Genomic DNA, 17,800 nt, shown 5'->3' on the forward strand with positions numbered 1-17,800 from the left:
CCCCCGAGGTCCGGGCGAACATCCGGCCGGGAGCGTGCTTCGGATGCCGGGATCAGGCGTCGGCCAGGACCGAGTCGAGTCGGTCCAGGACGTGCGGCCAGCCCTCGCCCATGCCCTGGTACGCCTGCCTGCCCATCGGTGAATCGAGATCGAAGCCGGCGTGCTCCAGGAAGAGGCGGGTGCCCTTGCCCTCCGGCTCAAGCCGCCAGGTGATCGACGTGTCGAGCGATCCTTCGGCGAAGCGGTAGCGCAGTAGCCGCTCTGGCTCCACGGCGGTCACCTCGCACGGCTGGGCACCCCAGGGGCCCATGTCGAGGGTGAACCGGTGACCCACCAGCGGCTTGATGTCGCCTGCGGCCCACCAGCGGGCGTGCAGGGCTGGATCGGTCAGTGCGGCCCACACCGCCGCCGGTGGGTGGGCCAGGAACTTCTCGCAGCGGATCTCGGTGTCCTCGGTCACGGGGTGCTCTCCTCATCCAGAAAATCTGCCAGCGCGGTCAGGCGCTGGTTCCAGTAGTGCTCAAACGGGTGCAGCCACTCACCGACTTCGGCCAGCCGAGCCGCTTCGAGGTGGTAGTACCGGTGGCGACCGCGCGGTTCCTCGCGGACAAGTCCGGCGCCGCGTAGCACCGCAAGATGCTCGGAGACCGCCGGCCGTCCGAGCTCGAACAGTGCGGCCAGCTCACCCGTGGAGCGCGGCCCCTCCCGCAGGTGTTCGAGCAGCTTGCGGCGCACGGGGTTCGCCAGTACGCCGAACACGTCGGTAGGCATGCCGCCAATTTACGTCGGAGATTTCCGATGCGTCAACGTTGTCCGACGCGATCCCTCCGCGCGCCCTGGCGGCAGGGGCCGTCCTCTCGGCTCCGGGGAGGTGGGCATCAGGGGCATGAGGCAGCGGCAAACCCGCTGCCGCCGCCACCCCACCCTCGCCCCGGCCCGGCCCGGCGGCGCGATGCGGCAGAACCACAGGTACGACCGCGGTGGCGCCCTGGCCCACTCCCCGCATGGGGTCGTCGATTTTCCGCGGAAAATTCGATGGGTCCTGGCGGCTGCCGGACTCACTGAGTTTCGAGGCGCGCGCGAAGCGCACCCGCTCCTCCTCCGACCGACATCCGGACGCCGGGGGAGCCACAGCGCCCGCGGGGAGTGACCCCAAGCCGCGCGGAGAATTTTCCGCAGAAAATCGGGACCATTCAAAAGCCGGTCGAAGCGCCGACGCCGGCGGGGGAGCGGGGCGAACCGGCCGCGCCGACCCGGTGCGAGCAATGGGGGCGCCGGCCTGCAGGCGTGCGCGCGCACCGGAACGCGGCCCGACCGAGGCCTGTCCAGACAATCCTGCCGACGCGCCCGGTCCACCACGGATGACCCGCCGACCGGGCGCCTGCCCACTGATCCACAACTCGAAGACCGGCCCCGGACGGTCCAGAATTTTCCGCGGAAAATTCTCCGCGCGGATCGTGGTCACATCACCGAGGGGTTACCCCAGCCCGGAAGGGCGGTTCGAGTCGAGCGCTGGGACAGGCCCCAGGTCGAACTCGCAGATCTCCATCCCGGCGAACGACGTGTGGTCCCGGTCGAACTGAAGCCAGACGCGAGGCGCATCGTCGTCGTCGAGATGAAGCCATGAGCTGTCGGCACGGGAAGCCGGAGCCGTTCGGAGGTAGGTGCAGGTCGGACGACAACCGCACCACCCGTGAAAGCGCAACCGCCCGACGGCCCCGGCCAGGGCGGATTCCCCTTCAGCGATCAGCGCCGCCTCCACGAACGACACCAGCCGGGGATAGACGTCCCCAAGCAGCGGTGGTCCACTCTCATGCATCCCGTCAGGCTAGTGAGGAGGCCGACAGCGTGCGGGCCGAACCGCGCCGTGCAGGTCGTACCGCAGCCACCATCGGCAAAACCACGACGCCCGCCGACGGCGGCTACTAGGGAACCGGCCTGCTCATCCCGCGCCGCGGGCCCAAGGCGGCGAGCCCACCGAACGCCGGGCCGCGCACAACCGAGCACAAGCAGGTCCGAGCTCGCGCTGAGCACGTTCTCGCCCAGATGAAGCCCTGGGAGTCCTGCGCGATTGTTGTTCCGCCGCGGGCGCCTCAAGGGCGAGGGCCTCCACCACGAAGTGCTCGGCATCGCCCGCCTGCACAACCTCCAGGCCGTCCAACCCAGGCAAGGGCAGCAGCCAAGGCCGCTGCCGGCGGGGGAAAAGCGCGTGTCGACGGGGAGTCTCCCGGTGCGAGACTGCGCGGCATGACCACACCTGAGCTCAGCGAACTGGACTACCTTCGGGAGATCGAGCGTCTCGCCTACCGTGTCACCGTCGAGGCGTCCAACGAGGACTGGCTCTCGTTCGCCCCTGATCCGGACGATGCGACGTCTCTCCAACGCAGCGTCAACGCGCTCGCCCGCGTCCTGCGTAGCTACCACTTCGAAGGCGACGGCTGTACGGAGCAGGATCGTCCCCTGGTCAGGCTCGTCGGCGCCACGGGGCTGAAGCCCGGAGTCATGCTGGCCGGGATGGACGAGGACTACGAGGAGGCGTGCGCGCGAATCGGTGTCGACGCACGGCCGGAGGGTTGGGCGCTGTGGAACACCTGGGACGACGGGGGCCTTCAGGTGACCATGGTGGTGTCCGCCGTCGACTCCACCCAGGGCCTCTTCGAGAACTGGTCCCGGGGGAGGGCGCTCGACCCGGTGACCCCGCTGCCCTCCCAGGTTGTTCTCGTCCGCCGAGGCTGGATCGGCCCGATGACGTTCTCACCACGTGGCGTCAGTAAGACCGGCCGCGGCGGGCAACCGTTGTCCTGACCTCCGCGCTGTGCCCGGGGAGAGGACAGGAACAACCGGGGCGACCAGCGCCCTGTCATCGACCCGTGGGACCCGGCGACCCCGGCTCGGAAATTTTCTGCGGAAAATCCGGGACCGTCGGGATGCCGCATCGAGGGCGGTTGTCCGACCGTGAGGCGGCGCGTCGCGGACACCCCGTAGCGCCGGACTGTCCGCGCTCCCGGCGTTCTCCGCGTTCTCCGTCTTCTCCGCGTTCTCCGCGCCACGAAATTTTCCGCGGAAAATCCTGAGCCCATCGACATCGCCGAACGCACCAGCCCCGCTGGATCAGCGACGCTGTGCGTCCCGTGCCTGCGAGCCGATCCGGTGGCGGCTGCAGCAGCTCCTCCCCGATCACGGACAGGACGCCGCGCCCCCGGCTGTCAGTCCCGCGGGCCTCCACCTGTCCCGTCCCTCGGTTGGATCCGAGGGAGCGCGGGATCCGAATTTTCCGCGGAAAATCGTCCGGCCGATCCGCGGTACTCAGCGGGGGAGAGGTCCGGCGAATCGCAGCCCCGAGCAATCGCAGCCCGGAGCGCACGCGGCGCGGCACCGGCCATTGCCCCGGCCGGCAGTCGGCGGGGCCGGAAAATCGCTGGGCCCTCCGCCGCTCGACCGCTACCGTACGGGGACGATCATCCGGGGGTGGCTGATGCGGCCGATGCTGCTGATGGACGTCGACGGTCCACTGAATCCGACCGCGGCGAAGCCGTACCGGAGGCCCCAGGGCTACGAGACGCACCGGCTGATGACCCCGCAGTGGGAGGCGGCCGAGCGGCGCAGGCTCCGGGAGTGGGGCCTTCCGAACAAGCCGCCGAAGCCACTGCGGGTCTGGCTCAACCCGGATCACGGGCCGGCGCTCACCGCCCTGCCGTACGACCTGGTCTGGGCGACGACGTGGGAGGAGGAGGCCAACACCTTCCTCTCACCCCTCCTGGGGCTTCCCACCCTGCCGGTCATCACCTGGCCCGATCCGCGTCCCCAGCCCGGAGGGGGCGTGTTCTGGAAGACACCGGAGATCGTGGCCTGGGCCCAGGGCCGCCCGTTCGCCTGGGTCGACGACCAGATCACGGACGCGGACCGCGGCTGGGTCCGGGCCCACCACCACGGCCCGGCGCTCCTCCATCGCATCGATCCGAAGACCGGAATGACGGCGGACGACTTCTCACTCCTCGCGGACTGGGCACGCGTGACGCCCTGACAGCTCGCCCCGACAGGTCACCCCCACAGGTCACTCCTCCCCGCGGGAGCGTCCCCGCCATGGTCGGTCACCGTCATCCGGACCGAAGGCCCTCACCACCCGCCCGTAGGGTGAGGCGCATGACAGGCACCGGCGGGACGGGGAACACGGCAACGGAACGTGCGGCGCTGGAGCGCGCGCTGAGCGAGTTGGATGCGCGGCTTGCCACGGATGCCGAGCGCGGGCACGACGCCCGCCGTCGGTGCGAGCAGCTGGTGGAGCAGCTGCGCACACCGGCCGCCGCGTTCCTTCGACCGGAACTGGAGCGACGCCTCGCCCGTCACGTCGATGCCGGCGACTCCTTCGCCCGGGACCGGATCGCCCACGCCCTGGCGGGTGCCTGTGGCCAGGATGCCCTGCCCGCCCTGCTGCGTGCGATGGTGACCGATCGCAACGACGACGAAGCCACACTGCAGCTCGACGTCCTCAACCTGTTCACGGCTTGGCCCGAGACCTCGCTCAGGCTGTCACTGGAGTGCGCCGCCTCCGACGACCCCGGGACACGGATGGTGGGTCTCTGGAGTCTGGCCGTCATCGACTTCGGCGGAGACACGTACTTCGGGCTGATCGCCGACGCGGCCCGCGACCCGAACCCTGCGATACGCGCCCACGCGATGACGACCCTCGGCACCGTCTTCGGCTCACCGCCGATGAGGACGAGAACGTACGCGACGCCGCGCACCAAGCCCTGGCGCAGCCGACGGGGTGACCCTGGTCCTCGGCGCTGATCCCCATGCCCCGGACGCTGATCCCTGCCCTGGAGTGAACACCGCAGCCGATCCCCGCGCTCAGTCCGAGTTGAGCCACACCAGGACCCCGGGGCCGTCCGGCGTGATCACCGGTACCCAGGCCTCGTCGGCCTCGCCGATCCGGCTCTCGTCCAACTGCAGCCAGGGTGGTCGACCTGACCACTCGACAACGCGCGTGCCGGCAATGGCTGAGGAACTCTTCCCACGAGGCCTCTGCACACGGATGGCGAGAGCTTGGGCACTCAGATGCTGTTGGCGATGCGCTCGTGGTCCCGTTCGCCCTCGCGGGTCTGGATACCAGCGGCGAGCAGCTTGTGGGCGAGCTCGGTGACCTCATCGCCGAACGCCGCGAACAGGCCCTCGTTCTCAACGGCGTACGCCGCATGCGGAATCGGCGGCGCGACCGCGTCGACCGCAGCCTTCGTGATGGAGATGACCTCCGGCCGGAGGCCGGCGATCCGTCGGGCGAGGGTGTCGACGAAGGAATCGAGTTCTGCGGCGGGCAGGGCACGGTTGATCAGGCCGTACCGTTCCGCGAGCTCCGCACCCACGAGTTCGGCGCCGAGGATGAGCTCCAGCGTGCGGGCCCTTCCTGCCAGGCGCGTCATGTTCACCGTGCCGCCGCCTCCGGGGAGGATCCCCATCAAGGACTCCGGCTGCCCCTGCCCCGACTTGCCGATCGCCGCGAATCGCATGTCCAGGTACATGAAGAACTCGTTGCCCGCGCCGCGCGCGAAGCCCGCCAGCTTGCCGATGGTGACCTGCGGCAGCGAGCGGACCTCCTCGCTCATCGCCTGGAGGATGTTCAGGCCTTCCGGGACGGTCGAGCCCGGCGCGGCCGCGATCGCAGCGCGAGTGGCTGCAGGCAGCGCGTCAGGGTCGGTGAGGTACGCCATGTCACCGTGTGCAACGAAGAACTCCGGGTCAGCGCTCTCGAAGACGATGACGCGGACGTCGGCGTCGTCCCGCACACGTGCGACGAATGCCCGGAGTGACGGCAGGAGGACCGCGTCCATCAGATTGAGCGGCGGGTGATCGATTGTCACGGTCGCGACCCCGTCCGAGACGTCGATCGTCAGGGCGGGAAGGTCTTCGTAGCTCATGAGGTGGCTCCGTATCGCGGTAAGGGACGGTCCGTGACCGGGCCGCCGGCTGGGGACAGTGTCGCGAATCTCAGCATCACGACTGACACTGAGTATCAGATTAGGAACCTGTGTCCGAATAAGCAAACAAGTGTGTCGGAGTACACTCGTCCCCATGAGTGCAGCACCAGTCGGTACCCGTGAGATCAGCCGCCACGCGGTGCGAGCAGAGCTGGCCCGCGTCGCGTTCAACCGGTTCTGCCTCACGGGCTTCGACCAGGTCACCTTCGCCGACCTCTCCGAAGCCGCCGGAGTGTCGCGGAGCACCTTCCTGCGCTACTTCGGCACCAAGGAAGACGTGGTGCTGTTCGTCTTCGACCCTGTCGGTGGCGTCATCACTGACGCGCTCGATGCCGAGCGGGCCAACCAGGACGACTGGAGCAGGCTGCGCAACGCCCTGGAGTCAGCCGTGAGGTTCCTCGTGGGCGACGTTCAGCAACTCGTGACGATCCTCGGCCTCATCGAGCAGACCCCGGCCCTGTGCGCACGCCTCCGCGAGAAGCAGGCTGAATGGCGACCGGAGATCGTCGCCCGACTGCAGAGGACAACCTCCTCGACCGACGGGTCATCGGTCATCGCCACCGTTCGCGTAGCGGCGGCGCTCGAAATCCTGTGGATCGTCCTCGGGCAATGGGCTGCGAGCGACGGCCAAGAGGACCTCGGCGAACTGCTGGACGCTGCGTTCGCCGCCTTCTCGACCCCGGCACACCGGCAGACGGACGCTCCGTTGTAGAGGGCCGAAGCGGCGGCCTCCTCAGCGGTGCCGAAGCGGCCGAAAGGAGTGATCGACCCGGCGGCGGTGATCGCGTCGTCGGAGTCCAGCCCCGGCCGCGAGTGCGGGAGTGGGGTGTCGATCCGGCCGAAGCGGACGGTGTCCACACGCAGCCGTGCGGCGCCCCCACAGCACCCATCTGCGCGACCTCTAGGCTGAAGCCGCACGTCAATGGCCGTGGACGGCGGCCGGGGAGGGTTCTGGGCAGTGGAGAAGATGGGCGAGCAGGGCGAGCTGGACGAACTGCGGGCACGGCTGGCCGCGCTGGAGGCCGAGGTGGGCCGCCTGCGCGCGGAGTCCGCGGCAGCGCACACGGCCGCGGTGCGCACCGGGGAGGCCCGCACCGCAGGGGGACGCACGACAGGGGGACGCACGGCGGAGGCCCGCACCGCGATGAGGTGTGGGGTGGCGAAGCGCGAGGCACCGGCCGCGGTCACAGTCACGGGCGCGGCCACGGGCACGGACGGCAGGACGGCAGGGGCCACGACGGTGACGGCGAAAGCCGACCGGGGCGGTACGGAGGCCGGCTCCACCGCGCACGCGCACACGCCGGCGCCGGACGCCGTGCGCCCCGACCGGGCCGAGCTTCACCAGTCGATGACCGGCCTCGCCGACGCCCTCGGCGTCATGAGGTCCGAGCAGGCAGTACGGGCCGAACGGGCCAACCGGGCTCTGCGGGCCGAGCGGGCCGAGCGGGCCGAGCGGGCCGAGCGGGCCGAGCGGGCCGAGCAGCCGACCCAGGTGCTCCGCACCCGGCCCCTGGAGGCCCGGACCAGCGCGCCCGCCCGGCACAGCCAATTCCTGGAGAGCCTTCTGGCAGGCCAGGCGGTCCTCCCGGAGGAGCCGCAGCGCGAGAACCGCTAGCCACCCGGGCCGAACGCACCGGATGCAGCGGTCGGCCCCACGATCAGGCCTCGGCCTCGGCCTCGGACTCGGACTCGGGCCTTAGCCCGGGCCCGGGCCCGGGCGTCACGCCCGCGCGCCTCAGGCCTTCGGAAGCGTTATCCCCAGCTCCAGCATGGCCGGCGAGGCCGGGCCGCCCTCGGAGCGCTCGGTCTTGTAGCCCTTGACCCCGGGGGCGACGGTGCGCGGGTCGACGGCCTCCGACGGGGCGCCGGTGGAGTACAGGCCGTCCGGGTCCTGGTCGCGGTCGTGGGGCAGCAGCCAGAAGACGCGCCGGCGGAAGGTGCCGGAGGCCCGCGAGGACTTGGCGTCGGGGCCGAGGATCGCGTAGCCGACCATGCGACCGTCGCGGTGGTAGGCGGGGCGGCCGCGGCGCGTGGTGAGGCGGTCCAGCGACTGGCGGACGTAGTCGAGGTCGGAGGTGTCCTCCAGCCAGACGAGGTCGGTTTCGTGGGCGAGCTCGGCCGGGTCGATCAGCGCGCTCACGCGTTCTGCTCCTCTGTGTCGTCGGTGATCAGGCCGATGCCCGGGTAGTACTTGCGGCTGTTGGACAGGACCATCTCCTTGGGAGAGGTCATACCCAGTGTCTCGCGGACTCGTGCGGCGAAGGCACGCCCGGATACGGGATTGGCCCCTTCGAAGCCGCACCAACGGGTGTAGGCGCCGAAGAGCTGGGATTGTTCGGCGCGCATGCCCTCGCCTGTGATGCATGCCTCCTTGAGGAAGCGGCCGACGTGGTCCTCGGTCTCCGCGTACGCGGTGGTGGCGACCTGGACGCGCTGGGGACCCGCGAGGTCCTTCTCGCCGGCGAAGTAGCGTCGGGCGCCGTCGATGAGCCAGGCGAGGATGCCGGGGCCCTCCTCGGCGACGAGGACGTGCGCCAGGTTGTCGATCTTGCGTTCCTCGGGGACGACCCGTTCGAACGGGATCAGGCGCATGCGGCGCCAGAAGGCGAAGCCGCCGGTGCCCACCTCGGGGCGGTGGTTGCCGAGCAGCCAGAGCTTGTGGGTGGGCTCGAAGGAGAAGAAGTCCTGGCGCATCCGGCGGGCCTTGATCTTGTCGCCGCCGGTGAGCAGCTTGACCCGGGCCTCGTCGAAGCGGTCGCCGGGCTTGAGCTCGGAGCACACGATGATGCGGCGGCCGTGGAGCTCGGCGAGGTCGGTGGGGTGGCCGTCGAAGGTCTTGGCCATGAGGAAGCCGGGCGGGGCCGCGTCCGCGTAGTCGCCGAGCAGCTGGATCATGACGTCGAGCAGGACGGACTTGCCGTTCTTGCCCTGCCCGTAGAGGAAGGGCATGACCTGGGCACCGACGTCGCCGCTGATGGAGTAGCCGAGCAGCAGGTGCAGGAAGTCGCGGGTCTGGCGGCCTTCCTTGTCGTCGCCGAAGGTGTCGGTGAGGAAGCGGTTCCAGCGCGGGGTGGGCATCCGGGCGGGGGCGAGGGTGGTGGACCGGGAGTGGTGGTGCACCTTGGGGTCGGGCGGGACGATGGCGCCGGTGCGCAGGTCGACGACGCCGCCGGGGGTGCACAGGGCGTAGGCGTCGGCGTCCAGGAGGGCGGCGTTGAGGACCATGCCGGGGGCGGACTTCGCCTGGGCGAGCATGGCGTTCATGCCGGAGGTCGACAGGGCGCGACGGCGGTGCCGGCGCAGGTCGGTGTTGGTGTAGAGGCCGCGCGGGTCGTGGGTGGAGATGCTCTCGGCCATCTCCCCGGCGGCCCACAGGACGGTGTCGTCCTCGTCGAGCTGCCAACGGTGGGTGGACCAGCGGTACCAGCCGATGCCGGGGACGTGGCGGTAGTCGCGTCCGTAGAGGTGGACGAAGAGCTTGGCGTTGCCGCGGTCGGAGAGGGAGTCGGGCAGCAGGCCGTGCGGGCTCGCCTGCGGGCCCGCAGCGGCCTTGGCCGTTCGGGCTGCCTGGGCGGCCTGCGGCGCCGCTGCGGTCCGCGCGGGGGCCCCGTGGAAGGGCAGCTCGGACTGCTCGGACTGCTCGGACTGCCCCGGCGGCACCGGTGACTGGGCGGTCTCGGCGGGGTCGTCGAGCAGGCTGTCCTGGACGGCGGCGCCGTGCCAGGGGGCCTGCGAGGGACCGGGGACCGGCGGGTACGCCAGGATCTGCTGGGCTGCGGCCACGGGGTCGAAGACCGTCCTCTTGCGGGTGCTGTCGGTCATCCGCGGGCCTTCCCGATGTGCAGGGGCTGCCGGGCGCCGGCGGCGAGGCCGGAACGGATGACGGCGGAGCTTTGCCTGTCCTGGGCGGGACGGGCGGTGCGAGCGGCATCGAGGAGCAGCTGCTCGGCGGCGGTGTGGGTCAGGTGTCCGGCGGAGACGAGGCCTCCGACGGTGTAGGCGGCGCGGTTGAGCTTGCCGGTGAAACCGGCGCCCTCGGGCGTGGTGGCACAGTCGGTCACCTCCTGCAGGACGGTGTCGAGGACCCGTTCGGCTCCGCGCTTCCCGCCGCCCGCGGCCACGACGGCCTGACGGGCACGGTCGGGCACGGGGGGCGGCGCGGCCGGACGGGTCTCCGGCCTCTCCTTGAGGTGCCCGGTGCGGACGAGCTCCTCGGCGAGCCACCGGGGGAGGGGTGCGGGGGTCATGGCGCCGGGCAGGGGGGTGTAGGTGCCGGCACTCGTGGTGGTGCCGGGGGCGACGATGTAGCCGCCATGAGCTCTGATGTCGACCTGCCAGGCGAGGGCCCGTCCGGTGGAGGAGCCGGTGGAGCAGGTGAAGCCCCGGTGCTCGTCGTCCAGGTACCAGATGTGCAGGCCGCCGGAGGGCGTACGGACGCGCAGTGTGGAGGTGTCCTCTGCGGGATCGGGGGAGCTGCGGAGAGCGGCGAGCAGGGCGAGCGTGTGGTAGCCGTTCTCCAGGCCGTCGAGGTCGACGTGCTCGTGGATGGGGATGCCGGGAAGGATCCGGTCCCGGGCGGGGACGGTACCGGGGTGGCTGTCGACGTCGACGACGACCAGGCCCGAGGGGCCGCAGGCGACACCGGTACCGAAGTCCGGGTTGGTCCGCCACCAGGCGGTGATGACGTCCTGGTCGACGGTGGCGGCGTGGAAGCCGTGGCACCAGCGACCGAAGCGGGGGCAGGCACAGTCGCCGGGGGAGTGCGGGGACTCCTGGCAGCTCTGACAGTTGGCGGGCGGGGTCTTGCGCCCGGGCGCCAGCGGATGGACCGGCCAGCCCTGAGCTGCGCACCAGCGGGCAACAGCCAGCGCATCAGGCTGGCGGCCCGTTCGGTCGCTCCCCACGGCCTGCGGCGCCGTCACGCTGGTCCCTCCCCCTTGGTTCAGTAGCTGCTTCAGCAGCTCCAGTCGCTCGGTAGCTGCCCGGATTTGAGTCGCTCGGTTAGTCGCTGAGGGCAAAAAGCCAGGTCAGGGCACTGGTGAGCGCCAGATCAGCGACTGAAGCGACTGAAGTCCAGAAGATAGCTCACACAGACTATCCGAGCGAGCACGTACGCACCCGGAGTGGCGGCCCTTGCGGGGAAACTCAGCTACCCAACCTCGGGGGAGCGACCGAGTCACTTCGGTCGCTGTTTTCGGTCCGCTGACGTTTCCGCAGGTCAAAGCCGTTTTCCAAGCCCAACAGCGACTGAAGCGACTGAAGCCCGGGTCTATAACGCGCACACGCACACGGGAATGTCTTCATATACCCAAGCTTGAGTCGCTTCGGTCGCTGTTGGGGTGAGTGTAGCGCCTCTGACCTGGGGTTTTATTCAGCGACTGAAGCTCAGCGACCAAAGCTACCGAGTCTCTCCCGCCCGGTCGCTCGGCGTGTCGCGCCTGCCAGGACCGTGCCTGAAGCGCAGGAAGGTCTGAAGTTCGGTCGCTTGAGTCGCTTCGGTCGCTCGCTGCCGGTGGGAAACGGCTCGGCCGCCCCTGGGGCCCTCTTTGGTGGGGTGCCCCCCCTGCTTCAGAAAGAGTTCCTTCGTTGAGTCGCTTCGGTCGCTTCGATCGCTTCCGTAGCTTCGGTCGCTCCGCCACCGCCCGATGATGGAAGTGCCGGGAACGCCCCTCCCACCAGGCCTCTTGCCCCCGAGGCACCGCGCATCTGACGCCGACAGCGACCGAAGCGACTCTGGCCGCGGATTGAAAAGCGCAGTGACGGACCAGCGACCGAGCAGCGACCGCCCCGGCTGGGACCTGCTCGTCGCGGTTCGGTCGCTGCCGCCCGGTGCAGCGACCGAAGAAATCCTCCGGGACACGCGTGACCTTCCCGCCCCCCGGTCGTTGTTCCGGCGGATGCCGCTGGGCGAGGGTCACCGACCCGACGACGTGAGGACCTCTGCAGATGGGCGTGGTGGTGCTGACCGTGGGCGATCGGAACCGGGAGCCTTCCGCGCTCGCGGACTCGGTCGCTGTCCGGGAGGGGCCGGTGTTGCCGGCCGTGGCCTCCGGCCACGGCGCGAAAGCTGCCGGGGCGTCGAGTCGTCCTGCAACCGGGAGGGGCGGATGCAGCGTCGATGAACGGTACGGGGTGACGACGGGTGTGGCCCCGGCTCGGGCGCGGGACCGGATTGTCAGTGGTCGCATCTAGCCTCTCGGTACGACGGGTGCCGACGGGCACACCGGTGCGGAACGGGGCGGAGTGCGGGGGATGAGCGTGGACTTCTTCTGGCGGCGGGTGGCCGAGCGGTCCCTGGCCGAGCTGTCGCCGAAGGGGCTCGTCGCGTTGGTGCCGCACTGGTTCGACAGCGAGTTCGGGCCTCTGCGCGAAGCCGGTGCGGTGCTGGGCGTGGAGCGCAACGGCTACCTGATGCACGTCGCCCTGACCGGGGCGCCCGGTGGCGCGGGTACGGATCCGGCGGCGGCGCAGTTCCCGGTGTTCGGTGGTGAGGAACGGGTCGAGTCCGGGGGAGACCCTGGCAGCGACGGGTTCCGCGAGTGGAAGGTCCTGGTGCTCAGACCGGACGAGGTGCGGACGGCATCGGCCTTCCTGGACGGCGTGGACATTGACGACCTGCTGGCCGCTTCCGATGCAGCCCTGGCAGCGGAGGTCGTGTCGCTCGGCTCCGCCACCCCGTGGAGCGAGAAGTGGTCCTCGGCCCTGGCGGCCGACCTGCGCGAGTTGAAGGGCTTCTTCGCCGGGGCCGCAGCCGTCGGCGACGCCGTGATCAAGTTCGAGTCCACGTGACCCGGCCCCCGCGGCCGTGCGGCAGCAGCGGCAGCGGCACGCTGAGCGGTGGGATTTTCCGCGGAAAATCGATGAGCGCCGGATGTCGGCCCGGGCCCTTCCCGGAGGATCGGCTCCTCCCCATGGCCACTTCGTGAACCGGGCGGGGATGTACGACTGTCACGGCGAGGTCGACCGGGTCCCCGGGCTGCTGGAACGGGTGGAGCGTGAGGACGACGCCGAGGCGTGGCAGGAGTTGGGCTTCCGCCTGTGCCTCGAAGACGACCTCCTCTACCCCGCCAGCTTCGCCGCTTTTCCGCGCCTGGTGCGCCTCGCCTCCGGGAGCGCACGGGCGCGTGCCCTGGCCGGGACCATCCTGTGCCGCGCAGCAGGACACCACGGCTGCGACGACCTGTTGGCGGAGTGCGCCGATGCGATCGCCGAGTTCCGCGAACTGCTGGACCGGCATCTGCGGTCACGGCCGGCCGACTACCTCGCGAGCTACCGCGCCCTGCTCGCGGCCGAGCAGCAGTTCCACTGGAGCGCCGACCTGGCCGACTTCACCGATGACTTCTACGACGTGGCCTGCCCGCACTGCGCCGTGACGGTGACCGTCGCGATCGGGGACCACGGCCGCTACTCGGCGATCCGGGACTGGAACCTGGGGGACGTGGACCGGCGCGACCTGCGGCCGGCGCTCCGCGAGGAGCTCTCGGGCGTGGGGCGGTGGATGTACGAGACCGCCCTCCGCGACGGGGAGTCGCAGCTCGCCGACGGGATCGCCCACCTCTTCGGCAGGGCCGAATGCCCGCGCTGCGCCAGCGTGTTCACCGTCGCGGACGAGTACGCCTCCGCCAACGGCCCCGGTGCGGTCGGCCCGGTGTCGTCGGCTCCGTCCCGTCGGCCGGTGGGTCCGGGCTGATGTCACCGGACCGAGTCTAGTTAGGTGAGCCTAGCCTTACTATCCTGTCGGGAGGACGTCACCGGCCACGATCGAGGAGCGGGCATGGGAGACCTCAGCGGGAAGACCGCACTGGTCACCGGCAGCAGCCGGGGCATCGGACGCGGCATCGCCCAACGTCTGGCCCGGGACGGCGCCCTGGTCGCCGTGCACTACGGCAGCAACGCGTCGGCGGCCGAGGAGACCGTCGCGAGCATCGCCGCCGCCGGAGGCCGGGCGTTCGTCGTGGGCGCCGAACTGGGCGTCCCCGGCGACGTGGACACCCTCGTGACCGGGCTGGAGGCCGGACTGCGCGCGCACGGGGGATCGACGATCGACGTCCTCGTGCACAACGCGGCACTCAACCTCATGGGGCGACCGATCGAGGTCCTCACCCCGGAGGAGTTCGATCGGATGGTCGCGGTCAACGTCAAGGCACCGTTCTTCCTCACCCAGCGGCTGCTGCCACGGCTGCGCGACGGCGGCCGGATCATCACGATCTCCTCGGTCTCCACCCGGCTCGCCTCCGCCCACGGGATCGCGTACCCGCTCACCAAGGGCGCGCTCGACGTGTTCAGCCGCACCCTGGCCAAGCACCTCGGCCCGCGCGGGATCACGGTGAACTCCGTCGTCGTCGGATTCACCAGCACCGACATGACCGCCGAGGTGCTGGCCGACCCGGCGAACCTGGAGCGCAACATCGGCCTGACCGCGCTCGGCCGGATCGGCCGGGTGCCGGACATCGCCGACGCCGTCGCCTTCCTCGCCTCCGACGACGCCCGCTGGATCACCGGCGCCAGGATCGACGTCACCGGGGGCGTCGGCCTGTGACGACCTCCAACGTCCCCGTCGCGCGGGCGGTGTCCCCGGCGCCGAGGACACCGCCCGTGTGCGGCAGCGGCGTCCGCCGAGCCCGGCCTCGGCGGGTGACAGCGCCTCAGGTCGCGGTCCACGGCCGGGGCGTCACCTCCGGTACCGCTGTGCCACTGCTGCGAAGGCGGCCTTGGGTTCCCATGCCATGTCGGGATAGGTCTGCCCCCGGCGTCCTTCGAGGAGTTTGACGATGCCGAGGCCGGCCCGGTCCAGATCGTCCCTGGGATCGCCGTCCGGGCGGTGCGGGTAACCGGGCAGGGCGAAGAGGAAGACGAACGCGCTGTCCACGCCCTCGGTCTGGAAGATCTCCAGCAGTTCGCTCAGGTAAGTCGCCTGGCCGGCCTCGTCGCGCTCGTAGACGCCGTTCAGTCGGGTGGGTGCCTTGGTCTCCGGGTCGTGCTCGACCACCTCCAGTACTCGCCCGCCGCGGTCTCCCGCGCCGCGGTAGGCAGCGGTGCCGAACCCGGTGATGGCGAGCGGCTTCGGCCCCTGCGCCAGGATGCGCACCGCCTCCCGGAACCGGTCGGCGACCTCGGCGGAGCGGAGCAGCTCGAACGTCGCGATGTCGAAGGGGGCCCAGTCGACCTGCTCGAACTGGATGGAGGCATAGGTGAGCCTGCCCCCGAAGCGCTCGCGGACCGTGGCCGCGGCCTCGCGGAGGAACGCGTTGAGGCGCACGCCGAGCTCGCGCATCGCGTCCGCCCGCCGCTCGGGTCGGCCCATCAGCTGCTCGACCCGTTCCTCGGGGCTCCCGCCGGGCAGGAACCCGCGGTTCATCACGCTCAGCTCGACCCCTGCGACGAACACGACCGTGGCCCCCTGCTGTCGGAGCCGTTCCGCGCGCTCCGCGCAGTCGCGGAGGAGCGCGAGGATCCGTTCCGGGTCCAGTTCCAGCGGATAGGGCGAGAACCAGACCTCCAGGCCGAGCTCCGCGGCGGCGCGGGCGGCCGACTCCAGTCGGTCCGGGTCGCCGCCGATGATCTGGACCGCGTTGCAGTGCAGGTCGTCGCGGATGATCGCGAGTTCGCGCCGGACCACGGCGGGGTCGACGTGTTCGCGGGATGTCCGGCCGTGAACGACGAATCCGGTGTCGTAGGTCATTCCTCGTGCTCGCACGGTGTCGTCCTCTCCGTCGGGGCCCCGGCCGGGCGTCGGCTGGGGCGTCGGTCGGGTCGAGGCTGACAGAAAAATTGCGCACACGCAAGATTGCTTGCACGCAAGATTGCGCGTGCGTAAGAGTGCGTGCGCGCAATCAGTGTGGGATGCTGGCACCCGTGACGACACCACCACCAGCACCACCACCGGCAGGGCTGCGGGAGCGGAAGAAGCAGGCCACGCGCACGGCGCTACGCGAAGCGGCCCTGCGCCTGGCCGTGGAGCGCGGACCGGACCAGGTGCGGGTCGAGGACATCGCCGAGGCCGCCGGGGTCTCACCGCGCACCTACAACAACTACTTCGCCAGCCGCGAGCAGGCGATCGTCTCCGCCGTCACCTCGGACCGGGAGGTGAGGATCGCGTCGGCGGTCGCGGCCCGGCCCGCGGGCGTGCGCCTGGCCGACGCCGTCACCGAAGCCGTGGTCGAGCAGTACACGACCACCGGCGAGCTCGAACCCCGGGCGCTGCTGCTGATCACCGCCCGGACCGCGCTGCGCGAAGCGTTCCTCGACACCACCGCCGGCATCGAGGCCCCGCTCACGGCGGTGATCGCCGAACGCCTCGGTGACACGGGAGTGCACACGGCCCGCGTCCTCGCGGCGAGCGTGGCCGTGGCGGTACGCATCGCGCTGGAAGGCTGGCTCCGGCCGACCGGGACCGCCGGGACCGCAGAGGCAGCGGAGGCGGCGGAGTCCGCCGGGACTCTCGGCACCGGAGGGTTGGTCGTCCCCACCGGCGCACTGCCCGACCAGCTGCGGGCCGCACTGGCCCCGCTCGCCCCCGCGTTCGACGCCGCCGAGCGAGGCGCCCGGCCCTGACGGCGACGAGTCGGTGGCTCAAGAAGTGAGAGTCGGTCCCGTCATTCGGGGCCCAGCACGCCCAGCTCGACCTCCTCGAACACCCGGGACCACCAACCGTCCTCGTCGCTGAACGCGGCCGGATCCTGTTGCCGGGCCCGGACCAGGAGGTCGGCGGCGTAGTCCTCGTAGGCTGCGTCGTCCTCGCTCCGGCCGGTCCGGATCTCAGGCCGGCCGCGCGGTGGTGAGGAAGTCCAGGACGAGCGGGCTCGCGAGGGCGCGGAACTCCTCGAAGTAGGCGTGCCGTGCGCCGGGGACCAGGTGCAGTCGGGCGCCGGGGATCCGGTCGGCGAGCAGGGGCGCGTTGGCCGTGGGGTTGAGCCGGTCGTCGGTTCCGTGCACGACGAGGGTGGGTGCGCCGATGCGCGGCAGGAGGTCCCACGCGTCGTGCCGGTTGCTGGCCGCCAGGTGGTGGCGCCGGGCATGGGCGGGCATGCCCGGGTCACCGAGCGTCCGGTGGGGGCCCGGATGGTCCGCGAGCCAGTCCGGGGTGTACATGAGTTCCAGGAGGGCCTGCCGGGCGGCCGCCGGTTCGGGTTGCGCCAGTGACCTGCGCACATCGTTGTCGCGTGCGACGCCGTGCGGGCCTCCGGGGGAGGTGCAGCCGAGCACCAGGGCGCCCACCCGTTCGGGGTGGCGGGCGGCGAGCTGCTGGGCCACGCGCCCGCCCATGGACGTGCCGTAGACGTCGGCCCGGTCGACGCCGAGTTCGTCGAGCACGGCGATCACGTCCCGCGCGAAGCCCTCGGTGCTGTAGGGCCGGTCGGGCTTGTCGCTCCCGCCCGTGCCGCGGTAGTCGAGGGTGACGGTGCTGCGGGCGGCGTGGAAGTCGTCGCGCACCCCGTCCCACCAGTGGTGGTTGTTCGCCTGGCCGGCCAGCAGGACGAGCGGCGCCCCCGCGCCTCGGACCTGGTAGGCGATCCGGACCCCGTCGGGCGCCGTCGCGTGTTCTGTCCTGTGCTCGGTTCCATGTTCGGTCCCGTGCTCGGCCGCGTGCTCCATCGGCGCCCCTCGCCCCCCGTGACTTCTCGACGGGAAGGGTACAGCGCCCGGAGTCGCACAGGGGGCTCCGCCCGGGTGGCGTACGGTGGGGACCATGTCTTTCGCAGCAGTTCTCTCGCCGCCCGCCCTCTGAGGCGGGTCGCCGTCGACACCGGCGCGTAGGTCGGCCGTGGGCCGGTACGCGCTGATCGGTCGTGCCCCGCAGACGCGAGACCACGACCATCTGCTCC

Annotated in this window: 19 protein-coding genes; 9 read left to right on the forward strand and 10 right to left on the reverse strand. The window is 71.1% G+C overall.

Going from position 1 to position 17,800, the window contains the following annotated elements:
* Positions 1 to 52 precede the first annotated feature (52 nt).
* Positions 53 to 460: an SRPBCC domain-containing protein gene (locus ACIGG8_RS14715; RefSeq protein WP_396548139.1), complete on the reverse strand. Its 408-nt coding sequence runs from the start codon at positions 458 to 460 to the stop codon at positions 53 to 55.
* Positions 457 to 771 carry an ArsR/SmtB family transcription factor gene (locus tag ACIGG8_RS14720; RefSeq protein WP_396548141.1) on the reverse strand — a complete coding sequence of 105 codons (315 nt, stop codon included), beginning with the start codon at positions 769 to 771 and terminating at the stop codon, positions 457 to 459. The genes ACIGG8_RS14715 and ACIGG8_RS14720 overlap by 4 nt, the downstream gene beginning before the upstream one ends.
* 1,476 nt (positions 772 to 2,247) lie before the next feature.
* On the opposite strand from ACIGG8_RS14720, the gene ACIGG8_RS14725 reads away from it, so the two are divergent.
* From ACIGG8_RS14725 to ACIGG8_RS14735, 3 genes are all read left to right on the forward strand, one after another.
* Entirely contained in the window at positions 2,248 to 2,805 is a 558-nt protein-coding gene (locus tag ACIGG8_RS14725) for a hypothetical protein (protein WP_396548143.1), read from the forward strand.
* A 679-nt stretch (positions 2,806 to 3,484) separates the two neighbouring features.
* On the forward strand, positions 3,485 to 4,024 hold the full coding sequence (locus ACIGG8_RS14730; protein ID WP_396548277.1) for a hypothetical protein: 540 nt from the start codon (positions 3,485 to 3,487) through the stop codon (positions 4,022 to 4,024).
* Positions 4,025 to 4,143: 119 nt separating this feature from the next.
* Positions 4,144 to 4,791 carry a hypothetical protein gene (locus ACIGG8_RS14735; RefSeq protein WP_396548145.1) on the forward strand — a complete coding sequence of 216 codons (648 nt, stop codon included), beginning with the start codon at positions 4,144 to 4,146 and terminating at the stop codon, positions 4,789 to 4,791.
* Positions 4,792 to 4,851: 60 nt separating this feature from the next.
* Here the strand turns inward: ACIGG8_RS14735 and ACIGG8_RS14740 are convergent, their stop codons facing one another.
* Complete coding sequence (locus ACIGG8_RS14740) at positions 4,852 to 5,031, reverse strand: DUF6210 family protein (RefSeq protein WP_396548146.1); 180 nt, start codon at positions 5,029 to 5,031, stop codon at positions 4,852 to 4,854.
* Between the two features lie 23 nt (positions 5,032 to 5,054).
* Entirely contained in the window at positions 5,055 to 5,915 is an 861-nt protein-coding gene (locus tag ACIGG8_RS14745; RefSeq protein ID WP_396548148.1) for an enoyl-CoA hydratase/isomerase family protein, read from the reverse strand.
* Between the two features lie 154 nt (positions 5,916 to 6,069).
* On the opposite strand from ACIGG8_RS14745, the gene ACIGG8_RS14750 reads away from it, so the two are divergent.
* Positions 6,070 to 6,687, forward strand: coding sequence for a TetR family transcriptional regulator (locus ACIGG8_RS14750; protein ID WP_396548150.1), 618 nt, complete (start codon positions 6,070 to 6,072; stop codon positions 6,685 to 6,687).
* Positions 6,688 to 6,897: 210 nt separating this feature from the next.
* Entirely contained in the window at positions 6,898 to 7,590 is a 693-nt protein-coding gene (locus tag ACIGG8_RS14755) for a hypothetical protein (protein WP_396548151.1), read from the forward strand.
* A gap of 120 nt (positions 7,591 to 7,710) precedes the next feature.
* Here ACIGG8_RS14755 and ACIGG8_RS14760 read toward each other — a convergent pair whose 3' ends face one another.
* From ACIGG8_RS14760 to ACIGG8_RS14770, 3 genes are read right to left on the reverse strand one after another with little or no spacing between them, the layout of a single operon-like run.
* On the reverse strand, positions 7,711 to 8,115 hold the full coding sequence (locus ACIGG8_RS14760; RefSeq protein ID WP_030240262.1) for a DUF6009 family protein: 405 nt from the start codon (positions 8,113 to 8,115) through the stop codon (positions 7,711 to 7,713).
* Positions 8,112 to 9,797: a phage/plasmid primase, P4 family gene (locus ACIGG8_RS14765; protein ID WP_396548153.1), complete on the reverse strand. Its 1,686-nt coding sequence runs from the start codon at positions 9,795 to 9,797 to the stop codon at positions 8,112 to 8,114. Before ACIGG8_RS14765 ends, ACIGG8_RS14760 begins: the two co-directional genes overlap by 4 nt.
* The gene (locus ACIGG8_RS14770; RefSeq protein WP_396548154.1) at positions 9,794 to 10,897 is read right to left on the reverse strand and encodes a bifunctional DNA primase/polymerase; all 1,104 of its coding nucleotides are present in this window, start codon (positions 10,895 to 10,897) and stop codon (positions 9,794 to 9,796) included. The genes ACIGG8_RS14765 and ACIGG8_RS14770 overlap by 4 nt, the downstream gene beginning before the upstream one ends.
* A gap of 1,330 nt (positions 10,898 to 12,227) precedes the next feature.
* On the opposite strand from ACIGG8_RS14770, the gene ACIGG8_RS14775 reads away from it, so the two are divergent.
* The 3 genes from ACIGG8_RS14775 to ACIGG8_RS14785 all read left to right on the forward strand — a co-directional run bounded on the left by ACIGG8_RS14775 (position 12,228) and on the right by ACIGG8_RS14785 (position 14,514).
* The gene (locus ACIGG8_RS14775) at positions 12,228 to 12,764 is read left to right on the forward strand and encodes a DUF1877 family protein (RefSeq protein WP_396548156.1); all 537 of its coding nucleotides are present in this window, start codon (positions 12,228 to 12,230) and stop codon (positions 12,762 to 12,764) included.
* Positions 12,765 to 12,912: 148 nt separating this feature from the next.
* Complete coding sequence (locus ACIGG8_RS14780) at positions 12,913 to 13,665, forward strand: hypothetical protein (RefSeq protein WP_396548157.1); 753 nt, start codon at positions 12,913 to 12,915, stop codon at positions 13,663 to 13,665.
* Positions 13,666 to 13,749: 84 nt separating this feature from the next.
* Positions 13,750 to 14,514 carry an SDR family NAD(P)-dependent oxidoreductase gene (locus ACIGG8_RS14785; RefSeq protein WP_396548159.1) on the forward strand — a complete coding sequence of 255 codons (765 nt, stop codon included), beginning with the start codon at positions 13,750 to 13,752 and terminating at the stop codon, positions 14,512 to 14,514.
* A gap of 132 nt (positions 14,515 to 14,646) precedes the next feature.
* On the opposite strand, the gene ACIGG8_RS14790 is transcribed toward ACIGG8_RS14785, so the two are convergent.
* On the reverse strand, positions 14,647 to 15,657 hold the full coding sequence (locus tag ACIGG8_RS14790) for a hypothetical protein (RefSeq protein ID WP_396548278.1): 1,011 nt from the start codon (positions 15,655 to 15,657) through the stop codon (positions 14,647 to 14,649).
* A 173-nt stretch (positions 15,658 to 15,830) separates the two neighbouring features.
* Between ACIGG8_RS14790 and ACIGG8_RS14795 the strand changes: the two genes are divergently transcribed.
* A complete protein-coding gene (locus tag ACIGG8_RS14795; RefSeq protein ID WP_396548161.1) occupies positions 15,831 to 16,529 on the forward strand; it encodes a TetR/AcrR family transcriptional regulator in 699 nt (232 codons plus the stop codon).
* Positions 16,530 to 16,570: 41 nt separating this feature from the next.
* Here ACIGG8_RS14795 and ACIGG8_RS14800 read toward each other — a convergent pair whose 3' ends face one another.
* Both ACIGG8_RS14800 and ACIGG8_RS14805 read right to left on the reverse strand, forming a co-directional pair.
* Complete coding sequence (locus tag ACIGG8_RS14800) at positions 16,571 to 16,732, reverse strand: SUKH-4 family immunity protein (protein ID WP_396548280.1); 162 nt, start codon at positions 16,730 to 16,732, stop codon at positions 16,571 to 16,573.
* 1 nt (position 16,733) lies between these two features.
* Positions 16,734 to 17,570, reverse strand: a complete 837-nt coding sequence (locus ACIGG8_RS14805; RefSeq protein WP_396548163.1) for an alpha/beta fold hydrolase — start codon at positions 17,568 to 17,570, stop codon at positions 16,734 to 16,736.
* Positions 17,571 to 17,800: the final 230 nt, after the last annotated feature.

This window comes from Kitasatospora sp. NPDC085464, from assembly GCF_044541955.1.
Lineage (GTDB): Bacteria > Actinomycetota > Actinomycetes > Streptomycetales > Streptomycetaceae > Kitasatospora.